Genomic DNA, 19,714 nt, shown 5'->3' with positions numbered 1-19,714 from the left:
CATTTTTATTCAATAAAGGCGTGCGGATAAAAGCGAGAAAGATCTTGGGTGATCAAGTCACGATCTTCACGTAAGCCAATCCCGGCGGGTTGATCGTCTATTAGCCAACTGCCGATCAGCGTATAGCTGTCGCCAAATTTTGGCAGCGGATAAAATTCCTGCACAATCATGCCTTCTTCACCGTACGGCCCGTCAACGCGAGCAATTTCAGTACCATTCTCAACAATACGAATATTGGCGCCTTCGCGTGAAAAAAGCGGCTTGACCACATACTTCGTCATAGGTGGAACATCATCTTCCGCGAAATAGGCAGGCAACAAATTCGGGTGATTTGGGAACATCTGCCACAACATGGGCAACAAGGCTTTGTTTGACAAAATGCTTTTCCAGGCAGGCTCTAACCAGCGTACGCCAGCATCTGCCAACTTGGTTGAAAACATCTCGCGCAGCATGAATTCCCAAGGATAGAGCTTGAAGAGATTACTGATTACCTGATCGTGAGCATCAGTAAACTCGCCTTTTTCACCCAAACCAATTTCATCAATGAAAAGAAATTCGCTCGGTAATCCCGCTTCGGTCGCGCAATCTTGCAGATATTGCACGGTGCCGCGATCTTCATCAGTGTCCCGACAGCAGGCAAAATGCAACCACTGGAAGCCATGCTGCTGATGCAGGTTAGCGAAGCGCTCAATCAGCTTTTCTTGCAGGCTGTTGAATTGATCGCTGCCGGCCGGCAATTGGCCTGCATTAAGCTGATCTTCCAGCCAAAGCCATTGAAAAAAAGCCGCTTCATACAGTGAGGTTGGGGTATCGGCATTATTTTCCAGCAGCTTTGCATCACCTTTACCGTCCCAGGCGAGATCGAGACGCGAATAAAGAGAGGGTTGACGCTGTTGCCATGAATCGCGGACAAAATCCCACGTATGTTTGGGAATACGGAATTTGGTCAGCAACGCCTCGCTGCTTACCACTTTCTCCACTACCTGCAAACACATCTGGTGTAATTCAGCAGTGGTCTCCTCTAGCTGGTCAATTTGTGCCAGCGTGAACTGATAATAAGCGTCTTCACACCAGTAAGGCTCGCCATGCATGGTATGAAAACGAAAACCAAATTCAGTGGCTTTTTCTCGCCAGCCTGGGCGCTCAGAAATAGCAATGCGTTGCATATGGCGGTTTTAGCCTCCCAGCGAGCGGTTGGATGTTCCGGTGGCGCTGCTGCGTTGCATGGCATTTTGCTTGGCGACGGTTTCACCGAAGCCACCCCGCGTTACGGTTGACGTTGTCGCGGGTTTAGGGGCTAATGCGGTTTTTGGCACATTCATAGTGCGGCCTGAAGTGGCAGAACCATAGTTACGGCCTGAAGCATCAACAAACTGGCCTCGTGCTGGGCTGTTTGCAGCTTTCGGTGAGAACAGTGGTTGCTGCGCGAATCCCGCGCCGCCGCCCATCATGCGGCCCATCATATAGCCAGCCATTAATGGCATCCAGAAGCTGCCACTCTGTTGGTTTTCGGCATTATTCGTGCCGACGCCTGCTTGAGCAGGTGTTTGCTGGCATTGGTTTTCACCAAATTCAGCCACACAATCTTCACGCGTTGCATATTTTGGTGCAGTACGTTCCGCTTCCTTTAACGCGTTGTTGTAAGCCGTGGTGCATTGCGCGCTCTGACTTGGATTGGCTTTCGCACATTCATCCGCATTCTGGTAGAGCGACACGGTTTCATCGTTTTTTTCGCAGCCAGCCAGCATAAATACCGCCGAGACGGCGATAGCGACTGGCGTTAAATGTCTGGCTTGCCAGCTTTTGCGAAAAGCAGCATAGCGAATAGATTTTGTCCGTTTCATTATCATGATCCTTTGCCCAAAGGTAGCACTTAGGATAGGGGATGGAGGGGGGAAATTGAAGCTGAAGCCGGGAAGGGGAAAGGATCTTTACGTAGCTATACGTTTGAAAGAGAAGCGGGCCGCAAAGCGACCCGCATCAGGATTAATTACCGAATGGGTTTCCGGTATTTCTGGCTGCAGCAGGACGTGCAGCTGACGCCGATGCATTAGCAGCAGGGCCATTATCAACGCGAGCTGTTTGCTGAGCATTTTCAGGCGCAACAGTTTCTGGTGAAGTTGCGATCTCTTTACCCAGTTGGCTGTTCAGCGTCTGCAGGTTTTGCTCATTGAGCGTACCCAGCGCATAGCTGATGTTAAGCTGGTTAATCAGATAGCTATAACGAGCATCAGAAAGTTGCTGTTTGGCGTTGTATAACGTCGTGGTCGCATCCAACACATCAACGATGGTACGCGTACCAACTTGATAACCAGCTTCTGAAGCATCCAGTGAGCTCTGAGCAGAAACAACCGCCTGTTTGTAGGCATCAATGCTACTTACTGAAGCATTAACGTTGTTGTAAGAAGAGCGCACGGTTTGCACGGCAGAACGGTGCGCGCTTTCTAACTGCTCGCTGGCACTGACAAAGTTGTACTGCGCTTGTTTAACCTGCGACGTGACCGAACCACCACTGTACAGCGGTAATGAGAAGCTCAGACCAACCTGATTTGAGCCTGTAATCGAGTCAGCTGAACTGGTTGATTGATTCGCACGGCTGCCACCGTATTTGCTGTTAGACATACCCGTTGAAGCAGTCAAATCCAGCGTTGGCATGTGGCCCGTTTCAGCAGAACGAATTTGCTCACGCGCTAAATCCTGGTTCAGGCGTGCGGACAACAAGGTCAGGTTACGGCTTTCCGCTTGCTTCAGCAGTGCGTTCACTGCATCTGGCTTGCTGGTTTTGAAGCGATCAATATTCAGTGATGCTAACGACAAATAATCCATACCGGTAATCTGACGCAACGACTCAACGGTATTATCAAGGTTGTTGCGTGCAGTCACTTCGTCCGCTAAGACGCTGTCATATTGCGCACGGGCGTTCTGCACGTCAGTAATGGCAACCAATCCCACATTAAAACGCTGTGTAGTTTGATCTAATTCACGATAAATCGACTGTTTCTGCGCTTCAGTGTAGGAAAGGGTATCAATCGCTTTCAACACGTTGAAGTAGGCGGTCGCCGTGTTCAGGATCAGATCCTGTTGTGCAACCTGGTAAGTGACATCCTGGATGCCCGCAGCTTTCTCTTGCAGCGTCAGCGCACGCCATTTTGACATGTCAAAGATGGTTTGCGTTAATTGTAAGGTTCCGCTAGTGGTATTGGAGTGAAGTCCGCTGCTGTCGCGATAACCGTTATTGTAGGTGTAATCTGCACCCAAACCGAGTTGGGGTAATAAAGGGCTACGCGCTTCGTTGATTTTCTCAAAGGCTGAATCACGATCTGCCGCAGCACTGCGCAGATCTGGGTTACTCAGTCGCGCTTGTTGATAAACCTGAAGCAGGTCTTCTGCCTGACTGGCGAAGCTGAAACCGCCCAGGCTCAGCCCAATAAAAAATGGGAGCAGTTTTTTCATTTGCATTCCTTTTGTTGCAGCAAATTGCAGTGGTAGCGCTGCCGAATAAGCCAAAAAATTATCGCCGATTCTAGCAGAGTGCAACTGTGTGATAAGTTGGCTGAACGTGCCTTCTACGCCTAATTTACGTAAATAATTCAGAAACAACCACTCGGATAAAGCATAAAGGTTGGCTTTTATTCGCTCCATCCCAATCTGGATAAGGAATAAGAAGATGTCGGAAGAAAAAAAATCCCCTGTGACTTTTACAAAAAACGATGTAGAAATTATTGCACGCGAAACAGTCTACGACGGTTTTTTTTCGATTGTGCGCTATCGCTTCCGGCATCGTCGTTTTAATGGCGAAATGAGTGCGGAAGTGCAGCGTGAAGTTTTTGAGCGCGGACATGCCGCCGTACTGCTACCTTATGATCCCTTACGTGATGAAGTGGTGCTGATCGAACAGATCCGCATCCCTGCTTATGATGCGGGTTCCACGCCCTGGCTGCTGGAAATGGTGGCGGGGATCATCGATCCAGGTGAAAGCGTTGAACAAGTGGTACGCCGTGAAGCGGTCGAAGAGGCGGGATTACAGGTTGGGCGAGTCAAACCGATGCTCAATTACCTCGCCAGTCCCGGTGGCACCAGCGAAAGATTGTCGATTTTGGTCGGAGAAGTGGATGCCAGCCAGGCTCAAGGATGCCATGGTCTGGAGGAAGAGAATGAGGATATTCTTGTGCATGTGGTCAGCCGCGAACAGGCTTACCGCTGGGTGGAACAGGGGATAATTGATAACGCTGCGTCTGTCATCGCACTGCAATGGCTGGCGTTGCACCATGAGAAATTAAGAGAAGAGTGGGCACAAAAATGAAACAGCGCTATACCCCTGACTTTCCGGAAATGATGCGGCTGTGCGAAACCAATTTCGCTCAGTTGCGCCGTTTGCTGCCGCGCAGTGATGAGGCGGGCGCATCGGTGGTTTATCAGGTGAGTGGCGCCCGTTATCAGCTGACAATAGAAGAGTCGACGCGCTATACCACCTTGGTTGAAATTCGCCAGGTCGCGCCATCTGTGAGTTACTGGAGTCTGCCTTCCATGTCCGTAAGGTTGTACCATGATGCGATGGTCGCTGAAGTGTGTTCCACTCAGCAGATCTATCGTTTTAAAGCACGTTATGATTATCCTAATAAAAAATTGCATCAGCGTGATGAGAAACACCAGATAAATCAGTTTCTCGCGGACTGGTTGCGCTATTGCCTGGCACATGGTGCAATGGCAGTGCCTGTTTGCTGAATGCGTATAATGCATCAAATGGCGTGGAGATGAAGGAAACGCTTTGGATAGCCTGCTAACTCTTCCTGCGGCAAAAGGGTCCGAAATCAGGATTTTACAAATCACGGATACCCATCTTTTCGCGGGAAAACATGAATCGCTGCTTGGGGTTAATACTTGGGCGAGCTTTGACGCAGTATTGGATGCGATCATTGCTCAGCAACGCGACTATGACCTTGTTATCGCGACCGGCGATCTCGCTCAGGATCACTCTGTTCAAGCCTATCAGCATTTCGCTGAGGGCATTGCTCGTTTGCCAAAGCCCTGCGTCTGGCTGCCCGGAAATCATGACTTCCAACCCGCCATGGTTGATACCCTGGCAGAGGCAAAGATCAACGCCGAGAAACATGTCTTGCTGGGCGAACATTGGCAACTTGTGTTGTTAGACAGTCAAGTCTTCGGCGTTCCACACGGCATGCTAAGTGATTACCAGCTGGAATGGCTTGAAAAAACCCTGGCACGCCATCCAGAACGTCACACGTTGATTTTGCTGCATCATCATCCGCTGGCCTCAGGTTGTACCTGGCTTGATCAACACAGCTTACGCAATTCGCATCAGCTGGATGCGGTATTGCAAAACTATCCGCTGGCCCAAACCCTGGTCTGTGGGCACATTCATCAGGAACTGGATATGGACTGGCGCGGACGCCGCGTATTGGCTACGCCCTCTACCTGCGTTCAATTCAAACCGCATTGCACCAGTTTTACCATTGATACTGTTGCACCCGGCTGGCGCTGGTTTACGCTCCATCCACAAGGCAAAGCAGAAACCGAAGTCGAACGTTTGCAAACTGATGCGTTTTGCCCCGATCTTGATTCAGAAGGATATTAACGGATGGCTGCGCTGCTTTATCTCCATGGCTTCAACAGTTCACCGCAATCGGCGAAAGCGACCCAGTTTCAACAATGGCTTAATACACATCATCCTGAAATCGACATGATCATTCCGCAACTGCCGACATTCCCTGCTGAGGCGGCTGCCATGCTGGAAGATATCGTGTTGAGTCGTAGCGGAGAAACGCTCGGCCTGGTGGGTTCTTCATTAGGCGGTTATTACGCAACCTGGCTGTCACAATGTTTTATGTTGCCAGCGGTAGTGGTGAACCCCGCAGTGCGTCCTTTTGAGCTGCTGGTGGATTTCCTTGGTGACAATCAGAATCCCTACACCGGCCAACAATATGTGTTAGAGTCTCGGCACATTTACGATCTGAAAGTCATGCAGATTGACCCGCTGGAAGCGCCGGATTTACTGTGGTTGCTACAACAAACCGGCGATGAAGTACTCGACTACCGTCAGGCGCTCGACTATTACAGCGCGTGCCGACATCAGGTAGAAGAGGGCGGTAATCATGCTTTTATCGGATTCGAACGCCATTTCCCGCAGATTCTGGATTTTCTAGGCTTGAATCACCCTTAAGTGATGCGGAAATCGCAACTATTTCACCCTTCTAATCAGACATTTACCATGAGTCAATCAAACTATAACGCGGATGCTATTGAGGTCCTGACTGGCCTTGAGCCTGTTCGCCGTCGCCCGGGTATGTATACCGACACGACGCGACCTAACCATTTGGGTCAGGAAGTGATTGATAACAGCGTCGATGAAGCGCTGGCAGGTCACGCCAAGCGGGTTGAAGTGATTCTACACGCCGATCAATCACTGGAAGTGATTGATGACGGACGCGGTATGCCAGTGGATATCCATCCCGAAGAAGGCATTCCTGCGGTTGAGCTGATCTTTTGTCGTCTGCACGCAGGCGGCAAATTCTCCAACAAAAACTACCAATTCTCTGGCGGCTTACATGGCGTAGGGATTTCCGTGGTTAACGCCTTATCTAAACGCGTTGAAGTTACCGTTCGTCGTAATGGTGAAATCTATGACATGGCGTTTGAGAACGGCGACAAGGTGCAGGATCTCACTGTTTCTGGCACCGTTGGTAAGCGCAACACCGGCACGCGCGTGCATTTCTGGCCTGATGAAAGCTTCTTTGACAGCCCACGCTTTTCCGTTTCTCGCCTGTCGCATCTGTTGAAAGCTAAAGCGGTGTTGTGTCCCGGCGTGGAGATTGTCTTCAAAGACAAGCTGAACAATACGGAACAACGCTGGTGCTACGAAGATGGCCTGACCGATTATCTGCTTGAGGCTGTGAATGGCTTGCCAACGCTGCCAGAAAAGCCGTTTGTTGGCGCATTTGCGGGTGATGTTGAAGCGGTTGATTGGGCGCTGCTCTGGTTACCGGAAGGTGGCGAACTGCTGACTGAAAGCTATGTCAACTTAATCCCCACCATGCAAGGCGGCACGCACGTGAACGGTCTTCGCCAGGGTTTGCTGGATGCAATGCGTGAATTTTGTGAATACCGCAACATTCTGCCGCGCGGCGTGAAGCTTTCTGCGGAAGATATTTGGGATCGCTGCGCCTATGTCTTGTCGGTGAAGATGCAGGATCCGCAATTTGCTGGACAGACCAAAGAGCGCTTGTCGTCGCGTCAATGTGCCGCCTTTGTTTCAGGGGTAGTTAAAGATGCGTTCAGCCTGTGGCTCAACCAGAACGTGCAGGCAGCAGAACAGCTTGCTGAACTGGCGATTAGCAGTGCGCAACGTCGTATGCGCGCAGCAAAAAAAGTGGTGCGTAAAAAACTTACCAGCGGCCCGGCGCTGCCTGGCAAACTGGCAGATTGCTCTGCGCAGGATCTCAATAAAACCGAACTGTTTTTGGTGGAGGGGGATTCCGCAGGTGGATCGGCCAAGCAGGCACGCGATCGTGAGTATCAAGCGATCATGCCGCTTAAAGGTAAAATCCTGAATACCTGGGAAGTCTCTTCCGACGAAGTGTTGGCTTCTCAGGAAGTTCATGACATTTCAGTCGCGATTGGTATTGATCCAGATAGTGAAGATCTAAGCCAACTGCGTTACGGCAAAGTGTGTATTCTCGCCGACGCCGATTCAGATGGCTTGCACATCGCCACGCTGCTCTGTGCGCTGTTCGTTAAACACTTCCGCTCGCTGGTAAGAGGTGGCCACGTTTATGTCGCCATGCCGCCGCTTTATCGCATCGATCTTGGCAAAGAAGTTTATTACGCGCTGGATGAAGATGAAAAAGAGGGCGTATTGGAGCAGTTGAAGCGCAAAAAGGGAAAACCCAACGTTCAGCGCTTCAAAGGTTTGGGCGAGATGAATCCGCTTCAGTTGCGAGAAACCACGCTTGATCCAAACACGCGCCGTCTGGTGCAATTAACTATCGATGACGATAATGTTGAGCAGACGTTACGCGTTATGGACATGCTGCTTGCTAAAAAACGTTCCGAAGACCGGCGCAACTGGTTGCAGGAAAAAGGCGACATGGTCGACATCGAAGTGTAAAAATCGGGACGCAGCGGCGTCCCGATTTATTATTTGTTTCCGACTACGCTAAGTTTCAGACATTATTATTGACAGGTGAAGTGAATTTTTCATTTAACAAAAATCAAAGTAACGTCTTCAGACTTGACCCTTAAAGTGTTACTCAGTTCCTATTTCGGCTTCCCTGTCAGTTCTTTTAAACTTTATTAAATTGTGTCAGAAATCAAACTTAAACGATGATGATGAGCGCTGTTCCCTGGCATAATAAAACGTTCAGCCTGTTTTTCCGTTTACGATATTATTGTCTGATATTCATTAACGATTCGGATCCACCATTGCTACAGTGAATTGTTCGATATAACGAGGTATCGATTAATCCTGGCCTGATGTATTGGGATAAATATCAAGATAAACCCTATGTGGTTCACGAAAGACAGGAAGAGAGAGTGAAAATCACGCTGGAAGAATTGCGCGCTTGGGTTTCAGTGGTCGATACCGGTTCAATAACGGCTGCGGCTGAACAATTGGGGCAAACCAGCTCCGGGATTAGTCGTGCTCTGAGCCGTCTTGAGAGTAAGTTGCGAACAACGCTGTTAAATCGTACAACACGCCGGCTGGCGCTGACAGAAGAGGGACAGATCTTTCTTGAGCATGCCCGACAAATACTGACATCTGTGGAGCAGGCGGAAGAACAGATCGCACATCGCAGCGGGATGCCTTCCGGTCGTCTTCGAATAAATGCTGCCGCGCCATTTATGTTGCACCTGATTGTGCCGTTAGTGGAAGCGTTCAGTAAACGTTATCCCTTAATTAATCTGGAACTCAATACCAACGATATTGTGATTGATCTGCTTGAACAGCAAACCGATATTGCCATTCGCATTGGAGAGCTGCGCGACTCGACCATGCATGCTCGCAAGTTGGGTAGCAGCGCAATTCTGCTGGTTGCTAGCCCAGCTTACCTTCAGAAATACGGTACGCCAGCCAACGTAACAGATCTGGAGTCGCATCAGCTAATTGGATTTAGCCAGGTAGAGACACATAACGTCTGGCCAGTATTGCAACGTGACGGCGAGTACCTTCGCATTAAACCCAATATCACTGCCTCAAGCGGCGAAACCATTCGTCATTTGGCATTAGCAGGCCAAGGCATCGCGCGATTATCTGACTTTGTGAGTCGGGAGGACCGCGAGGCGGGTCGGCTAGTGCAAGTTCTGCAAGACGAAACGCATGAATTACGTCTCCCCATTCACGCCGTTTATTACCGTAATAATATGCTTTTCTCGCGTATTACCTGCTTTTTAGACTTTCTGCGTGAGCAGATTGAAGCAAAAAAATTGCTTTAAACGTGCCATAAAATAACCCTCTCCATTCAATAAGATTTATTGAGATCCTCTTTTCGGTCGCTAACTTCATGGCGTGCGTTCAGTACGTAACATCACTAACCCCGATAAGGGATAGCGTAGAAAAGGATAAAGCGCTGACGCTGGATGCCGGAAGGAAAGGGCGGGTAGCAAGCGGAAGGCAGCGTTACCGTGGCGGGCGTTGAAGAGGATGTATTCGAAAACGGGATCGGCGATGCACAACTGCTGATTCAGCAGGAAGTCACTAATCAGCAATAAATGTATAACGGTTGAGTTTCAACGTTAAAAAAGCCCTTGTCATATGACAAGGGCTTTTTTGTTTGCAGCGAAAGCCAATAAATCAGGCCGTCGGCTCCAGCACTAAAATCTTCACATCAATGACATCATCTTTGATCTGCTCACGATGTGTTTCCATATGTGGCATTTGCTGATGCTGCTCCAGATGGCGTAACGATTCCCACTGCTCCAGCATAAAAATGGAGTCCGGGGAATTTTGTTTCCACGGCACCTGCGCCTGATGATCCACTAAGGCATCGTATTGATGACAACCTTCTTCATCTAACACTGTGGGAATCAGTTTGTTGATGATATCCAGCACCCTCTGTCGACGACCGGGCTTAATACAAATTTCAGCAACCACAGTTAACATGCGCGCTTCCTCTTTTGCAGTGAATTTCACCTCACGCTATCTTACGCAAAAACGTGACTGAGATGAGTCCGATAACGTTCAATATCACGCGGAACATCCGGTTGTTTGATCACGTCGTTACAAATAAAGGTTGGCAATGCTTCCATCCCCAGGAACTGGTTGGCTTTATGGAAGTGTAAATAAAGACCATCAACACCCACGCCTTCAAAGAACTGATCTGGATCGGTGAAGGCATCCAGCGGGGCATTCCACGTCAGAGAAAGCATATATTTTTTGCCCTGAAGCAGACCGCCAGAACCGTATTTCTTTTCAGCATCTGAACGAGAACGACCATCACTGGCATACAGTGAACCGTGACCTTCAGTAAAGATTTCATCAATGTAGCGTTTTACCGTCCACGGCTCGCCCATCCACCAGCCTGGCATTTGATAAATCACTACGTCGCTCTCTACATATTTTTGCACTTCGTCGGCAACCACATAATCGCTGTCCGCAACGGTGACCGAAACTTCATGTCCTAAGTCGCGCAGCTGGCTGGCAGCCACGTCGGTCAGGGTGTGATTCAGTTCGCCTTTGGAATGGGCAAACGTTTTGCCACCATCAATAATTAAAATCTTGCTCATTAACTGTGTGCTCCATTATTTGACTATGGGCCACAGCTTACGCGCGAAGCGGCACGGGAAAAATGGGATTTGGATCACAACACTTTTGCCTGTACAGCAATAATCCCTGCATTTATGTCACCATCAGCGCGCGAATCAACATCAAATAAGACGCATAACCCATGAAAAAAAGCTTTCTATTTGTACTGCTGCTGGCCTCTGGTGCCGCGCAGGCACAATCCCATCTCGATAACATTCTCAGCAGTAAAACGTTGAAAGTCTGCACCACGGGCGATTACAAGCCTTACAGCTATCTGCGTTCAGATGGCAATTATGAAGGGCTGGACATCAGCATGGCGCAGTCGCTGGCGGCTTCACTTGGCGCAAAAGTCGAATGGGTGCCCACCACATGGAAAACCCTGATGCAGGATTTCCTCGCGAAGCACTGCGACATCGCGCTCGGTGGCGTGTCGGTGACATTAAAACGTCAGCAAACGGCGTGGTTCGCTCAGCCGCTGGGAGTAGACGGAAAAATTCCGCTGGTGCGCTGTACGGATAAAGAAAAATATCAAACCGTTGAGCAGTTAAATAAGCCCAGCGTCCGTTTAATTGAACCGGCGGGCGGCACCAACGAAGCCTTTGTCCATAGTCATTTACCACAGGCTTCGCTGACGTTGTTCCACGATAACGTCACTATTTTCCAGCAGTTGGTGGATAACAAAGCGGATGTGATGATCACCGATGCCTCAGAAGCGCTTTATCAACAGAAGCGCTTTCCGCAACTTTGTGCGTTGAATGCGGATAAACCACTGCAATATGGCGAGAAGGCTTACATGATTCCGCGTGATGACATCAGCTGGAAGCAGTATGTCGATCAATGGCTGCATCTGAGTACGGCGACCGGTGAATATGCGCGCGTTGCAGAACAATGGATGGGTGTTAGTCAGTAAAAACGTGTTAACGGAACAGGCCGGGATCGTCCCGGCCTTTTATTGCCTTTAATAAAGGTTGGCTTTACCCAAACCACCAAACAGGTTCATCTTGTAGCGAATGACCGCTTTGGCTGCATCAATCGCTTCTGGATAGATAACATTCGGGTCCCACCAGGTTTCACGCGTTAACACTTCACGGACTTTCTGGAAGTAAGCGAACTTCATATCGCTGGAAATATTGATTTTTCCGACACCTAACGTCACAGCCTCCGCTACTTCGGCATCGGGATTAGCTGATCCGCCATGCAGCACCAGCGGAATATCGACGCGCTGTGAGATCTCTCGCAAAATATGCATCTGCAATTCTGGCTTCATATCTTTTGGATAGATGCCGTGTGCGGTGCCAATCGCCACCGCTAAAGTATCAACGCCGGTACGCTGAACATAATCTTCGGCCTGAGCGGGATCGGTGTAGATGACTTTACTGACGCCGCCTTCAACCGAGGTTCCCGTATCGCCGATGGTGCCCAACTCGCCCTCTACTGAAACGCCTACTGCATGCGCCAGTTTCACGACTTCTTTGGTCAATGCCACGTTCTCTTCATAAGGCAGCAGCGAACCATCGATCATTACCGAGGTGAAGCCGCACTGAATTGCACGCAACACCTGCGCTACCGAAGCGCCATGATCAAGGTGCAGAGTAAATGGCACTTTGCTTTTCAGCGTACGCTCGCGGACGTAGCCAAAGAACGCATCGGTGACAAACTCCAGTTCGCTGGGATGGATCGAAATAATGGCCGGGGTTTGCGTTGCTTCTGCTTCTTCTACCACTGCACGAATAAAACAGCTATCCGCCACGTTAAACGCGCCAATGGCGAAACGGTGTTGGCGAGTAGGGCTTAACATCTCTTTCATTGAAATCAACATGTTAACTATTCCTCAGCTTGTTTTACGACAAAGGGTTCCCGCGCCTGTGTGGTCACAGACTTTTTTGCGGTGATCTAAAAAGGATTATCAGGCTTGGTTAGCAGCGCCTGACCAGCTCAAATATTCAATAACCACTTCACGGCAGGCGGATTCCATTAATCCTTGTAAATCCGTCAGTTCAGCATCGGGATGTTGTTTCAGCGCTTGCTGCAATGCCTGTTTTCCGGCATCAAACACCGCAGCACCGACATTGATTTTGACCACGCCATGCTGACTGACGCGGCGAATATCACCGGCGGGCGTACCGCTGCCGCCATGTAGCGCGAGTGGAACGGATGAAGCCGCGTGTATCTCGCTCAAGCGCTGAAAGTCGATTTGCGGTTTAACGCCAGCCGGATAAAGGCCGTGCGCTGTGCCCACCGAAACTGCCAGCAGATCGATCTGGGTCTGCTCAATAAAGGGCAGCACATCTTTCACCTGCGTCATTTTCACCGCCGCATCCGCCCGTTCATAGGTAGGCGCATCGGCGATATGCCCCAGCTCGCCTTCAACGCACACGCCTGCGGTATGCGCCATGTTCACCACTTGCGCGGTCTGCCGAATATTCTCCGTTAGCGGCTCTGATGAAGCATCAATCATCAGGCCGGTAAAACCTGCGCGAAAGGCTTGCCCAATCAACGCAAAAGCTTTGCCATGATCGAGTGCCAGCGCAATCGGGACGTTGGCCGCTTCAGCCAGCGCTCGCACCAGCGGCACGGCAATGGCGGGCGGAAAGTGTGCGCTGTGCCCCTGATAAACGTTGAGGATCAGCGGCGCACGCTGCTGCTCGGCAGCCTGAATAGCTGCGCGGGCGGTTTCCAGATTGAAGCAGTTGATAGCCAGCACCGCATACTTGCCGCGTGCTGCCTGAGCAATCAGGTCGTTCATTGCTGCATACATAAATGGCTCCTTATTCCAGCGTGAATTTGATGTCATCGTCGCGAACACTGTGGTCTTCTACGTCGTCAAACTCTTCATCCGCTTGGGTAACCGTTTTTTTCAGCAGAGAAAGCATCACGCCGCATATTGCCGTGCCGATACCGAGCGCCAGACAAAACAGCCAAGGTTTGGTAAACAGCGGCACCACGAACATGCCACCGTGCGGCACTGGCGCTTCCACGCCCCAAACCATGATCAATCCGCCAGCAATGGAAGAGGCCACCACGCAACTACCAACCACACGGAACAAGTCGCGGGCAGCAATCGGAATCACACCTTCGGTGATCATGCAGATACCCATCGGAAAGGCTGCTTTTAGCGCCTCTTTTTCTGCCTGTGTATATTTGTGACGCGTTAGCAAGTAAGAGAGGGTGATGCCAAACGGGGGAATAATCGAACCGACAAATTTCACCGCTTCAGGGCCATAAATACCGTCAACTAACATGCCATCGGCGAACAATGACATGGTTTTGTTGATTGGCCCGCCGAAGTCAAAGGTCGCCATTGCGCCCAGGATGGCACCCATCACAAACTTCGAGCCGCCCTGCATCGACTCCAGCAGCGCAATCAAGGTCTTTTGTAGCCAGACAATCGGCTGGCCCACAAACGTCATCATCAGCAGTCCAGCGATAACCGTGCTGAGCACCGGCAATATCATGACGGGCATCAATCCCTGCATCGACTGCGGCAGTTTGATGCTGCGGCGCAGTAGCAGCACGGTGTAGCCCACCAGAAAACCGCCGAGAATGCCGCCGATAAAACCGGTGCCGATCTGCCCGCAGATGAAACCGACGATCAGGCCGGGTGCAAAACCGGGTCGATCAGCAATCGAATACGCGATCGCCGCGCTGATCAACGGCACGATCAATCCCATTCCCCATCCGCCTATCTGGTTAAGCATCCAGGCGATACTGCCGGTCTGTTTACCGACGTCGGGCCCCCCGATCACCTGACCTAGCGCGATACAGATCCCGGCAGCGACGATCAGCGGGATCATCCATGAAATCCCAGTGAGAAGATGCCCTTTGATCTCTTGACCATATTGCCGTTTGATAGTGTTCATGCTGGATCTCCTCACGCACGCGCCAGTGAATCCGCCACTTTCTCGAGGAATTTAACCGGCGACTTAATCACCACTTCGGTTTTCACTCTCACGATCGGTTTGCCGCGAAAGCGATCTTCACCGCTGATTTTCACATCAACCGCCAGAATCACTACATCCGCCGCCGCAATAGCTTCATGGCTCAAGGCATTTTCAGTACCGATGGTGCCTTGCGTTTCAACCTGGATGGTATGACCCAGCGCGTGTGCGCCTTTAATCAGTTTTTCACGCGCAATATAGGTATGCGCGATGCCCGCCGTGCAGGCGGCAACACAGACGATATTCATGTTTTACCTCGGGATTGTAGGATTAACAGAGATCGGTTTCGGCGTACTGACTAAACAGCCGGATGATTTTGCTGGGATCGTTTTCTGCCAGCAGTTGGGCAATCACCTCATCATCGGCCAGCGCGCTGGCCACTTGTGACAACAGGCGAATATGGGTGGTGTTCTGATCTTCGAGCCGTACCGCAAACAGAATGATGCAGCGCACCGCACTGTCATCCAGCGTTTCCCACGGAATGTCATGTTGCGTACGGCCAATCGCCAGCGTGGTTTGCAGCACCGCAGAGGATTTCCCGTGCGGAATAGCAACATGATTTTCAAAGCCGGTAGAGCCTTCCGCCTCGCGTAGCCAGACATCCTCTATAAATGCCTGTTTGTCGCTGATGGCGCCGTCCTGATAAAGCAGTTCGGTTAATTCATTTATTACCTCTTCCTTGCTGGTAGCGTGCAGTGCCAGGTTTACGCGGCGCGGGTTAAGAATGCGGGAAATATCCATCAGTCAAACCTCATTCAATTAATTGCCATAGCGCAATGCGCCGTGTGCGGCAGCTGGCTGCCAATCATCGCTTCCGTCACGCGCCGAATGTCGTCGTCATTAAAAAAGGCGGTAACGTAAACCATCGGTAAATCAGTGCTATCGAGATGAATCGTGGTGATCACTAAATCCACCGTTTCCTGCTGGCAAAAGCGGCTCAGATTGTTGGCAGAGACCACGCCGACGATGATCCAATCCGGGAAAGCGCGCAGAATGCGGCTTTTCAACAGATGCGAAGTGCCTACGCCGCTGGAGCAGACCACCAAAATGCGTTTATGGGCAATTTGCCGCTCCAGTGCGGCCTGGAAATGTACGCAGAGATAACCCACTTCATCATCCGCCACGGTTGAGAGCTGGAAGTGCTTTGCCGTCAGACGCATGGCGAGTTGCGTCAACGAAAATATCTCGCTTAACTCATTTTTAATATCATCGAGTAAAGGGTTACGGATATTAATGTGATATTTAAGTCGATTGATGAGTGGCTTAATATGAATAAGTAACCCTTCAAATAATAAGCGGTCCTGGGACACGTCACGTTGAATTAATTCTGAGAAGCAGCGGATTAATTCATGGGTTATTTTTAACGACTCTTCACTGGCGAATTGATATTGCGCGGCCATTTCATTGCCACGCTCTTCCATGACAATGCCAGACGAAACGATATACTGATAAATAAAACCGACTTCATCGACGGGCAAGGGTGCTTGAATACGTTGCTCAATGCGCGTCACCATCTGGCGAGCAATAAGTAAAATGCGACTATCCAGTTCCGGTGAACTGAGTGCCGACGGCAGCGACAACGCGTTTCCCTGCGCCATACGATGCATCATGATCAAAATATGGGTGCAGAGATTAATGTAGTAGGCATCGCTGAGCGGATAACTCAACTGCTGCTCCATCTGCTGCAGCAAAGCCTGCACGAAGGCGACATCCTGTTCACCGAAATAGTGAATCAGCGCCTGATAGCTGCCCGGATCGAGGCGTGGTTCCATTGAGTTGCTGGCCGTATGATGCTGCATAACGTCATTGATCAGCGAAACGATCGCCTGACGCAGCGCCTGCTCGCTGCCCTCAACGTGTGTGCCGCTCTGGCTGCGCACCAGCAGCAATCCCAGCGGTTGCAGCCACTCTTCAATCACTCTTAAATCATTCACTATTGACGCATGGCTAATGAAGTAGCGCTCTGAAAGCTTGCTGATTGAGGTTTCTCGCGGTGATTCACTCAGCAGTTGCGAAGCAATCTTCACGCGACGTGCATTATGACTAAACCCTTCTGACCAATGTTCTTCGCTGGTCAAATGCTGTTCCAGCTGTGCTCTTTGCTGCATGTCACCAATCTGTAAACGCAATCCACGGCCCGGCAATTTTTCTATTGCGATGTGCCAGTCGACCAGCCATAGCTCAATACTTTGTAAGTCACGGTAGATACTTTTCTCTGAGACTTCTAACTGCTGCGCCAGCAGCGGCAAAGTAAGCGGGGCGCTGTTTTGCAGCAGTAATTTCAGCAGGCGATGTTGTCTTGACGTCAAATTTTGCATGAGTCACCTTATCTTTAAAGCTGCGTATATTTCTTTTCGCTGCTTTAGCGGAGTTAATTAAATCAAGAGACAAGCGTGCAATAAAAATCAGGTCGTAAGGCATGGAGATAAATTTAGGTGGGGTCGGAAATAACGACAATACTAAATCTTGTCCAGTTACGGGACAGCGTTAATACGATAAGGCTTGGTGATTTTTTAATTGCGAACGCGATCACAATTAATTATCACTATTATTTTGTGAGCGTTATCTCATTCTGTTTTTTATTTACGCGCTGGGTCACATAAAAAAAAGGATTAATTCTCAGCCTGCCGTGCCACGCTTCCCCTGTGACTAAATCAGGCGAATAAGGTACTATCCTCGCCAAACAACCGTCGGGTGTCCCGCTGTTGTGGGCCACGATGTGAGGATGAAAGCATAATGAGTGAATTGACGCAGGATGGTGCAGAGCGTCTTGCCTTGCACACATTTACTGAGAATGCGTACTTAAACTATTCCATGTACGTGATCATGGACCGCGCCTTGCCTTATATTGGCGACGGTTTGAAGCCGGTTCAGCGCCGCATTGTTTACGCCATGTCGGAACTGGGGCTAAACAACAGCGCAAAATTTAAAAAATCTGCCCGTACCGTGGGTGATGTATTGGGTAAATACCATCCGCACGGCGACAGCGCCTGTTATGAAGCGATGGTGTTAATGGCGCAGCCGTTTTCCTACCGCTATCCGCTGGTTGATGGTCAGGGAAACTGGGGCGCACCGGACGATCCGAAATCGTTCGCAGCAATGCGTTACACCGAATCTCGCCTGTCAAAATATGCCGAAGTGCTGTTGGGCGAATTAGGCCAGGGCACGGTTGATTACATCCCCAACTTTGACGGCACGATGCAAGAGCCGAAAATGTTGCCGGCGCGTCTGCCCAATATCCTGCTAAACGGCACCACCGGTATTGCCGTGGGGATGGCGACCGACATTCCACCGCACAACTTACGTGAAGTGGCACAGGCGGTGATCGCGCTGATCGATAATCCTAAAACCACGCTGGATGATCTGCTGGATATCGTTCAGGGACCTGATTTCCCGAATGAAGCGGAAATCATTACGCCGCGCGACGAGATCCGTAAAATCTACCAGAATGGTCGTGGCTCTATTCGTCAGCGCGCTGTCTATAAGAAAGAAGATGGCGAAGTGGTGATCAGCGCTTTACCGCATCAGGTTTCGGGTGCGCGCGTGCTGGAGCAGATTGCTAACCAGATGCGCAATAAAAAGCTGCCGATGGTGGAGGATTTACGTGATGAATCCAACCATGAGAACCCAACGCGCTTAGTGATCGTGCCGCGATCCAATCGCGTCGATCTCGATCAGGTAATGAACCATCTGTTCGCCACCACCGATCTGGAAAAAAGCTATCGCGTAAACCTGAATATGATCGGCCTGGATAACCGTCCAGCGGTGAAAAACCTGCTGGAGATCCTGTCCGAATGGCTGGTGTACCGTCGCGATACCGTGCGTCGTCGCCTGAATTACCGGTTAGAGCGCGTGCTGCGTCGTTTGCATATCCTTGATGGCTTGCTGGTGGCGTTTCTCAATATTGATGAAGTGATTCATATCATCCGTACCGAGGACGAACCAAAACAGATATTGATGTCGCGCTTTGATATCAGCGAAACCCAGTCTGAAGCGATCCTCGAACTGAAACTGCGCCATTTGGCGAAGTTGGAAGAGATGAAGATTCGTGGCGAGCAGAGCGAACTGGAAAAAGAGCGTGATCAGCTGCAGGCGATTTTGGCTTCCGAACGCAAAATGAACACGCTGCTGAAGAAAGAGTTGCAGGCCGACAGCGCCAGCTACGGCGATGATCGCCGCTCTCCGCTGCGTGAACGTGAAGAAGCGAAAGCCCTGAGTGAAACGGAACTGGTTCCGTCAGAACCGGTCACTATTGTGTTGTCGCAAATGGGCTGGGTGCGCAGCGCCAAAGGTCATGATATTGATCCCAGCGGTTTGAGCTACAAAGCTGGCGACAGTTATCTGGCTGCGGCACGCGGCAAGAGTAATCAGCCGGTGGCATTCATCGATTCCACGGGGCGCAGCTATACGCTGGATCCCACTTCATTACCTTCCGCACGCGGGCAGGGCGAGCCGTTAACGGGCAAGCTGACGCCGCCGCCGGGCGCGGTAGTTGAACAAGTGTTGATGGAGCCTGACGACCAACGGCTGTTGATGGCGTCAGATGCGGGCTACGGTTTCATTTGTACGTTTAACGATCTGGTGTCGCGTAACCGCGCCGGTAAAGCGTTGCTGACGCTGCCGGACAATGCGCGCGTCATGACACCCATGGCGGTTCATCATGAAGATGACATGCTGCTGGCGATCACCCAAGCTGGACGGATGCTGATGTTCCCGGTCGGTGAGCTGCCGCAAATGTCGAAAGGCAAGGGCAACAAGATTATCTCTATTCCGTCTGCAGAAGCGGCAGCGGGTACAGACAAGCTGGCGTGGCTGATGATTCTGCCGCCAGGTAGCAATATCACGCTGCACGTAGGTAAACGTAAGTTATTGCTGCGCAGTGAAGAGTTACAAAAATTCCGCGCCGATCGCGGTCGTCGCGGCACCTTACTGCCACGCGGCCTGCAAAAAATTGATCGTGTGGAGCTGGATGCCCCAGCGCGTCCAGGAAATACGGATAGCGAAGAGTAAGCAACCG

Annotated in this window: 19 protein-coding genes; 8 read left to right on the top strand and 11 right to left on the bottom strand. The window is 50.6% G+C overall.

Translation table 11 applies throughout. The features are described from left to right. Nucleotides 1-5: 5 nt before the first annotated feature. The 3 genes from SC127_RS06305 to tolC form a co-directional block, all read right to left on the bottom strand. Nucleotides 6-1,166, bottom strand: a complete 1,161-nt coding sequence (locus SC127_RS06305) for a glutathionylspermidine synthase family protein (RefSeq protein WP_243078935.1) — start codon at nt 1,164-1,166, stop codon at nt 6-8. A gap of 9 nt (nt 1,167-1,175) precedes the next feature. Next, entirely contained in the window at nt 1,176-1,844 is a 669-nt protein-coding gene (locus SC127_RS06300; protein ID WP_243078936.1) for a DUF1190 family protein, read from the bottom strand. Nucleotides 1,845-1,986: 142 nt separating this feature from the next. Further along, nucleotides 1,987-3,453 carry an outer membrane channel protein TolC gene (tolC, locus tag SC127_RS06295; protein ID WP_243078937.1) on the bottom strand — a complete coding sequence of 489 codons (1,467 nt, stop codon included), beginning with the start codon at nt 3,451-3,453 and terminating at the stop codon, nt 1,987-1,989. 214 nt (nt 3,454-3,667) lie between these two features. Here tolC and nudF point away from each other — a divergent pair, with 214 nt between their 5' ends. The 6 genes from nudF (at nt 3,668) to SC127_RS06265 (ending at nt 9,450) form a co-directional block, all read left to right on the top strand. Beyond that, the gene (nudF, locus tag SC127_RS06290) at nt 3,668-4,303 is read left to right on the top strand and encodes an ADP-ribose diphosphatase (RefSeq protein ID WP_243078938.1); all 636 of its coding nucleotides are present in this window, start codon (nt 3,668-3,670) and stop codon (nt 4,301-4,303) included. After that, nucleotides 4,300-4,725 (top strand): DUF1249 family protein, encoded by a 426-nt coding sequence (locus tag SC127_RS06285; RefSeq protein WP_215845565.1) that lies wholly within the window; start codon nt 4,300-4,302, stop codon nt 4,723-4,725. Before nudF ends, SC127_RS06285 begins: the two co-directional genes overlap by 4 nt. 43 nt (nt 4,726-4,768) lie before the next feature. Further along, nucleotides 4,769-5,596 carry a 3',5'-cyclic-AMP phosphodiesterase gene (gene cpdA / locus SC127_RS06280; protein WP_215845566.1) on the top strand — a complete coding sequence of 276 codons (828 nt, stop codon included), beginning with the start codon at nt 4,769-4,771 and terminating at the stop codon, nt 5,594-5,596. Nucleotides 5,597-5,599: 3 nt separating this feature from the next. Next, on the top strand, nt 5,600-6,181 hold the full coding sequence (gene yqiA / locus SC127_RS06275; RefSeq protein WP_215845567.1) for an esterase YqiA: 582 nt from the start codon (nt 5,600-5,602) through the stop codon (nt 6,179-6,181). A 48-nt stretch (nt 6,182-6,229) separates the two neighbouring features. Further along, nucleotides 6,230-8,125, top strand: coding sequence for a DNA topoisomerase IV subunit B (gene parE / locus SC127_RS06270; RefSeq protein ID WP_243078939.1), 1,896 nt, complete (start codon nt 6,230-6,232; stop codon nt 8,123-8,125). A gap of 425 nt (nt 8,126-8,550) precedes the next feature. After that, entirely contained in the window at nt 8,551-9,450 is a 900-nt protein-coding gene (locus SC127_RS06265; RefSeq protein WP_332625802.1) for a LysR substrate-binding domain-containing protein, read from the top strand. 358 nt (nt 9,451-9,808) lie between these two features. On the opposite strand, the gene SC127_RS06260 is transcribed toward SC127_RS06265, so the two are convergent. Next, nucleotides 9,809-10,117: a putative quinol monooxygenase gene (locus SC127_RS06260; RefSeq protein ID WP_215845569.1), complete on the bottom strand. Its 309-nt coding sequence runs from the start codon at nt 10,115-10,117 to the stop codon at nt 9,809-9,811. Between the two features lie 41 nt (nt 10,118-10,158). Beyond that, on the bottom strand, nt 10,159-10,740 hold the full coding sequence (locus SC127_RS06255) for an NAD(P)H-dependent oxidoreductase (protein ID WP_215845570.1): 582 nt from the start codon (nt 10,738-10,740) through the stop codon (nt 10,159-10,161). A gap of 161 nt (nt 10,741-10,901) precedes the next feature. Between SC127_RS06255 and SC127_RS06250 the strand changes: the two genes are divergently transcribed. Then, a complete protein-coding gene (locus SC127_RS06250) occupies nt 10,902-11,669 on the top strand; it encodes a transporter substrate-binding domain-containing protein (protein WP_215845571.1) in 768 nt (255 codons plus the stop codon). A gap of 48 nt (nt 11,670-11,717) precedes the next feature. Here SC127_RS06250 and SC127_RS06245 read toward each other — a convergent pair whose 3' ends face one another. The 6 genes from SC127_RS06245 to SC127_RS06220 all read right to left on the bottom strand — a co-directional run bounded on the left by SC127_RS06245 (nt 11,718) and on the right by SC127_RS06220 (nt 17,015). Then, a complete protein-coding gene (locus SC127_RS06245) occupies nt 11,718-12,578 on the bottom strand; it encodes a ketose-bisphosphate aldolase (RefSeq protein ID WP_215845572.1) in 861 nt (286 codons plus the stop codon). Between the two features lie 87 nt (nt 12,579-12,665). Further along, on the bottom strand, nt 12,666-13,517 hold the full coding sequence (locus SC127_RS06240; RefSeq protein WP_243078941.1) for a class II fructose-bisphosphate aldolase: 852 nt from the start codon (nt 13,515-13,517) through the stop codon (nt 12,666-12,668). 10 nt (nt 13,518-13,527) lie between these two features. Continuing rightward, a complete protein-coding gene (locus tag SC127_RS06235; protein WP_243078942.1) occupies nt 13,528-14,619 on the bottom strand; it encodes a PTS fructose transporter subunit IIC in 1,092 nt (363 codons plus the stop codon). An 11-nt stretch (nt 14,620-14,630) separates the two neighbouring features. Continuing rightward, nucleotides 14,631-14,945, bottom strand: a complete 315-nt coding sequence (locus tag SC127_RS06230; protein WP_215845574.1) for a PTS fructose transporter subunit IIB — start codon at nt 14,943-14,945, stop codon at nt 14,631-14,633. A 22-nt stretch (nt 14,946-14,967) separates the two neighbouring features. Then, the gene (locus SC127_RS06225; RefSeq protein WP_215845575.1) at nt 14,968-15,438 is read right to left on the bottom strand and encodes a PTS sugar transporter subunit IIA; all 471 of its coding nucleotides are present in this window, start codon (nt 15,436-15,438) and stop codon (nt 14,968-14,970) included. Between the two features lie 14 nt (nt 15,439-15,452). Continuing rightward, entirely contained in the window at nt 15,453-17,015 is a 1,563-nt protein-coding gene (locus tag SC127_RS06220) for a BglG family transcription antiterminator (RefSeq protein ID WP_243078943.1), read from the bottom strand. A 418-nt stretch (nt 17,016-17,433) separates the two neighbouring features. On the opposite strand from SC127_RS06220, the gene parC reads away from it, so the two are divergent. After that, complete coding sequence (parC, locus tag SC127_RS06215; protein ID WP_243078944.1) at nt 17,434-19,707, top strand: DNA topoisomerase IV subunit A; 2,274 nt, start codon at nt 17,434-17,436, stop codon at nt 19,705-19,707. The last annotated feature ends 7 nt before the right edge of the window (nt 19,708-19,714 follow it).

Origin of the sequence: Pantoea sp. T14, from assembly GCF_036663535.1 — a bacterium.
Classification (GTDB): domain Bacteria; phylum Pseudomonadota; class Gammaproteobacteria; order Enterobacterales; family Enterobacteriaceae; genus Pantoea; species Pantoea phytostimulans.
This window is presented reverse-complemented; position numbering and strand designations above follow the sequence as displayed.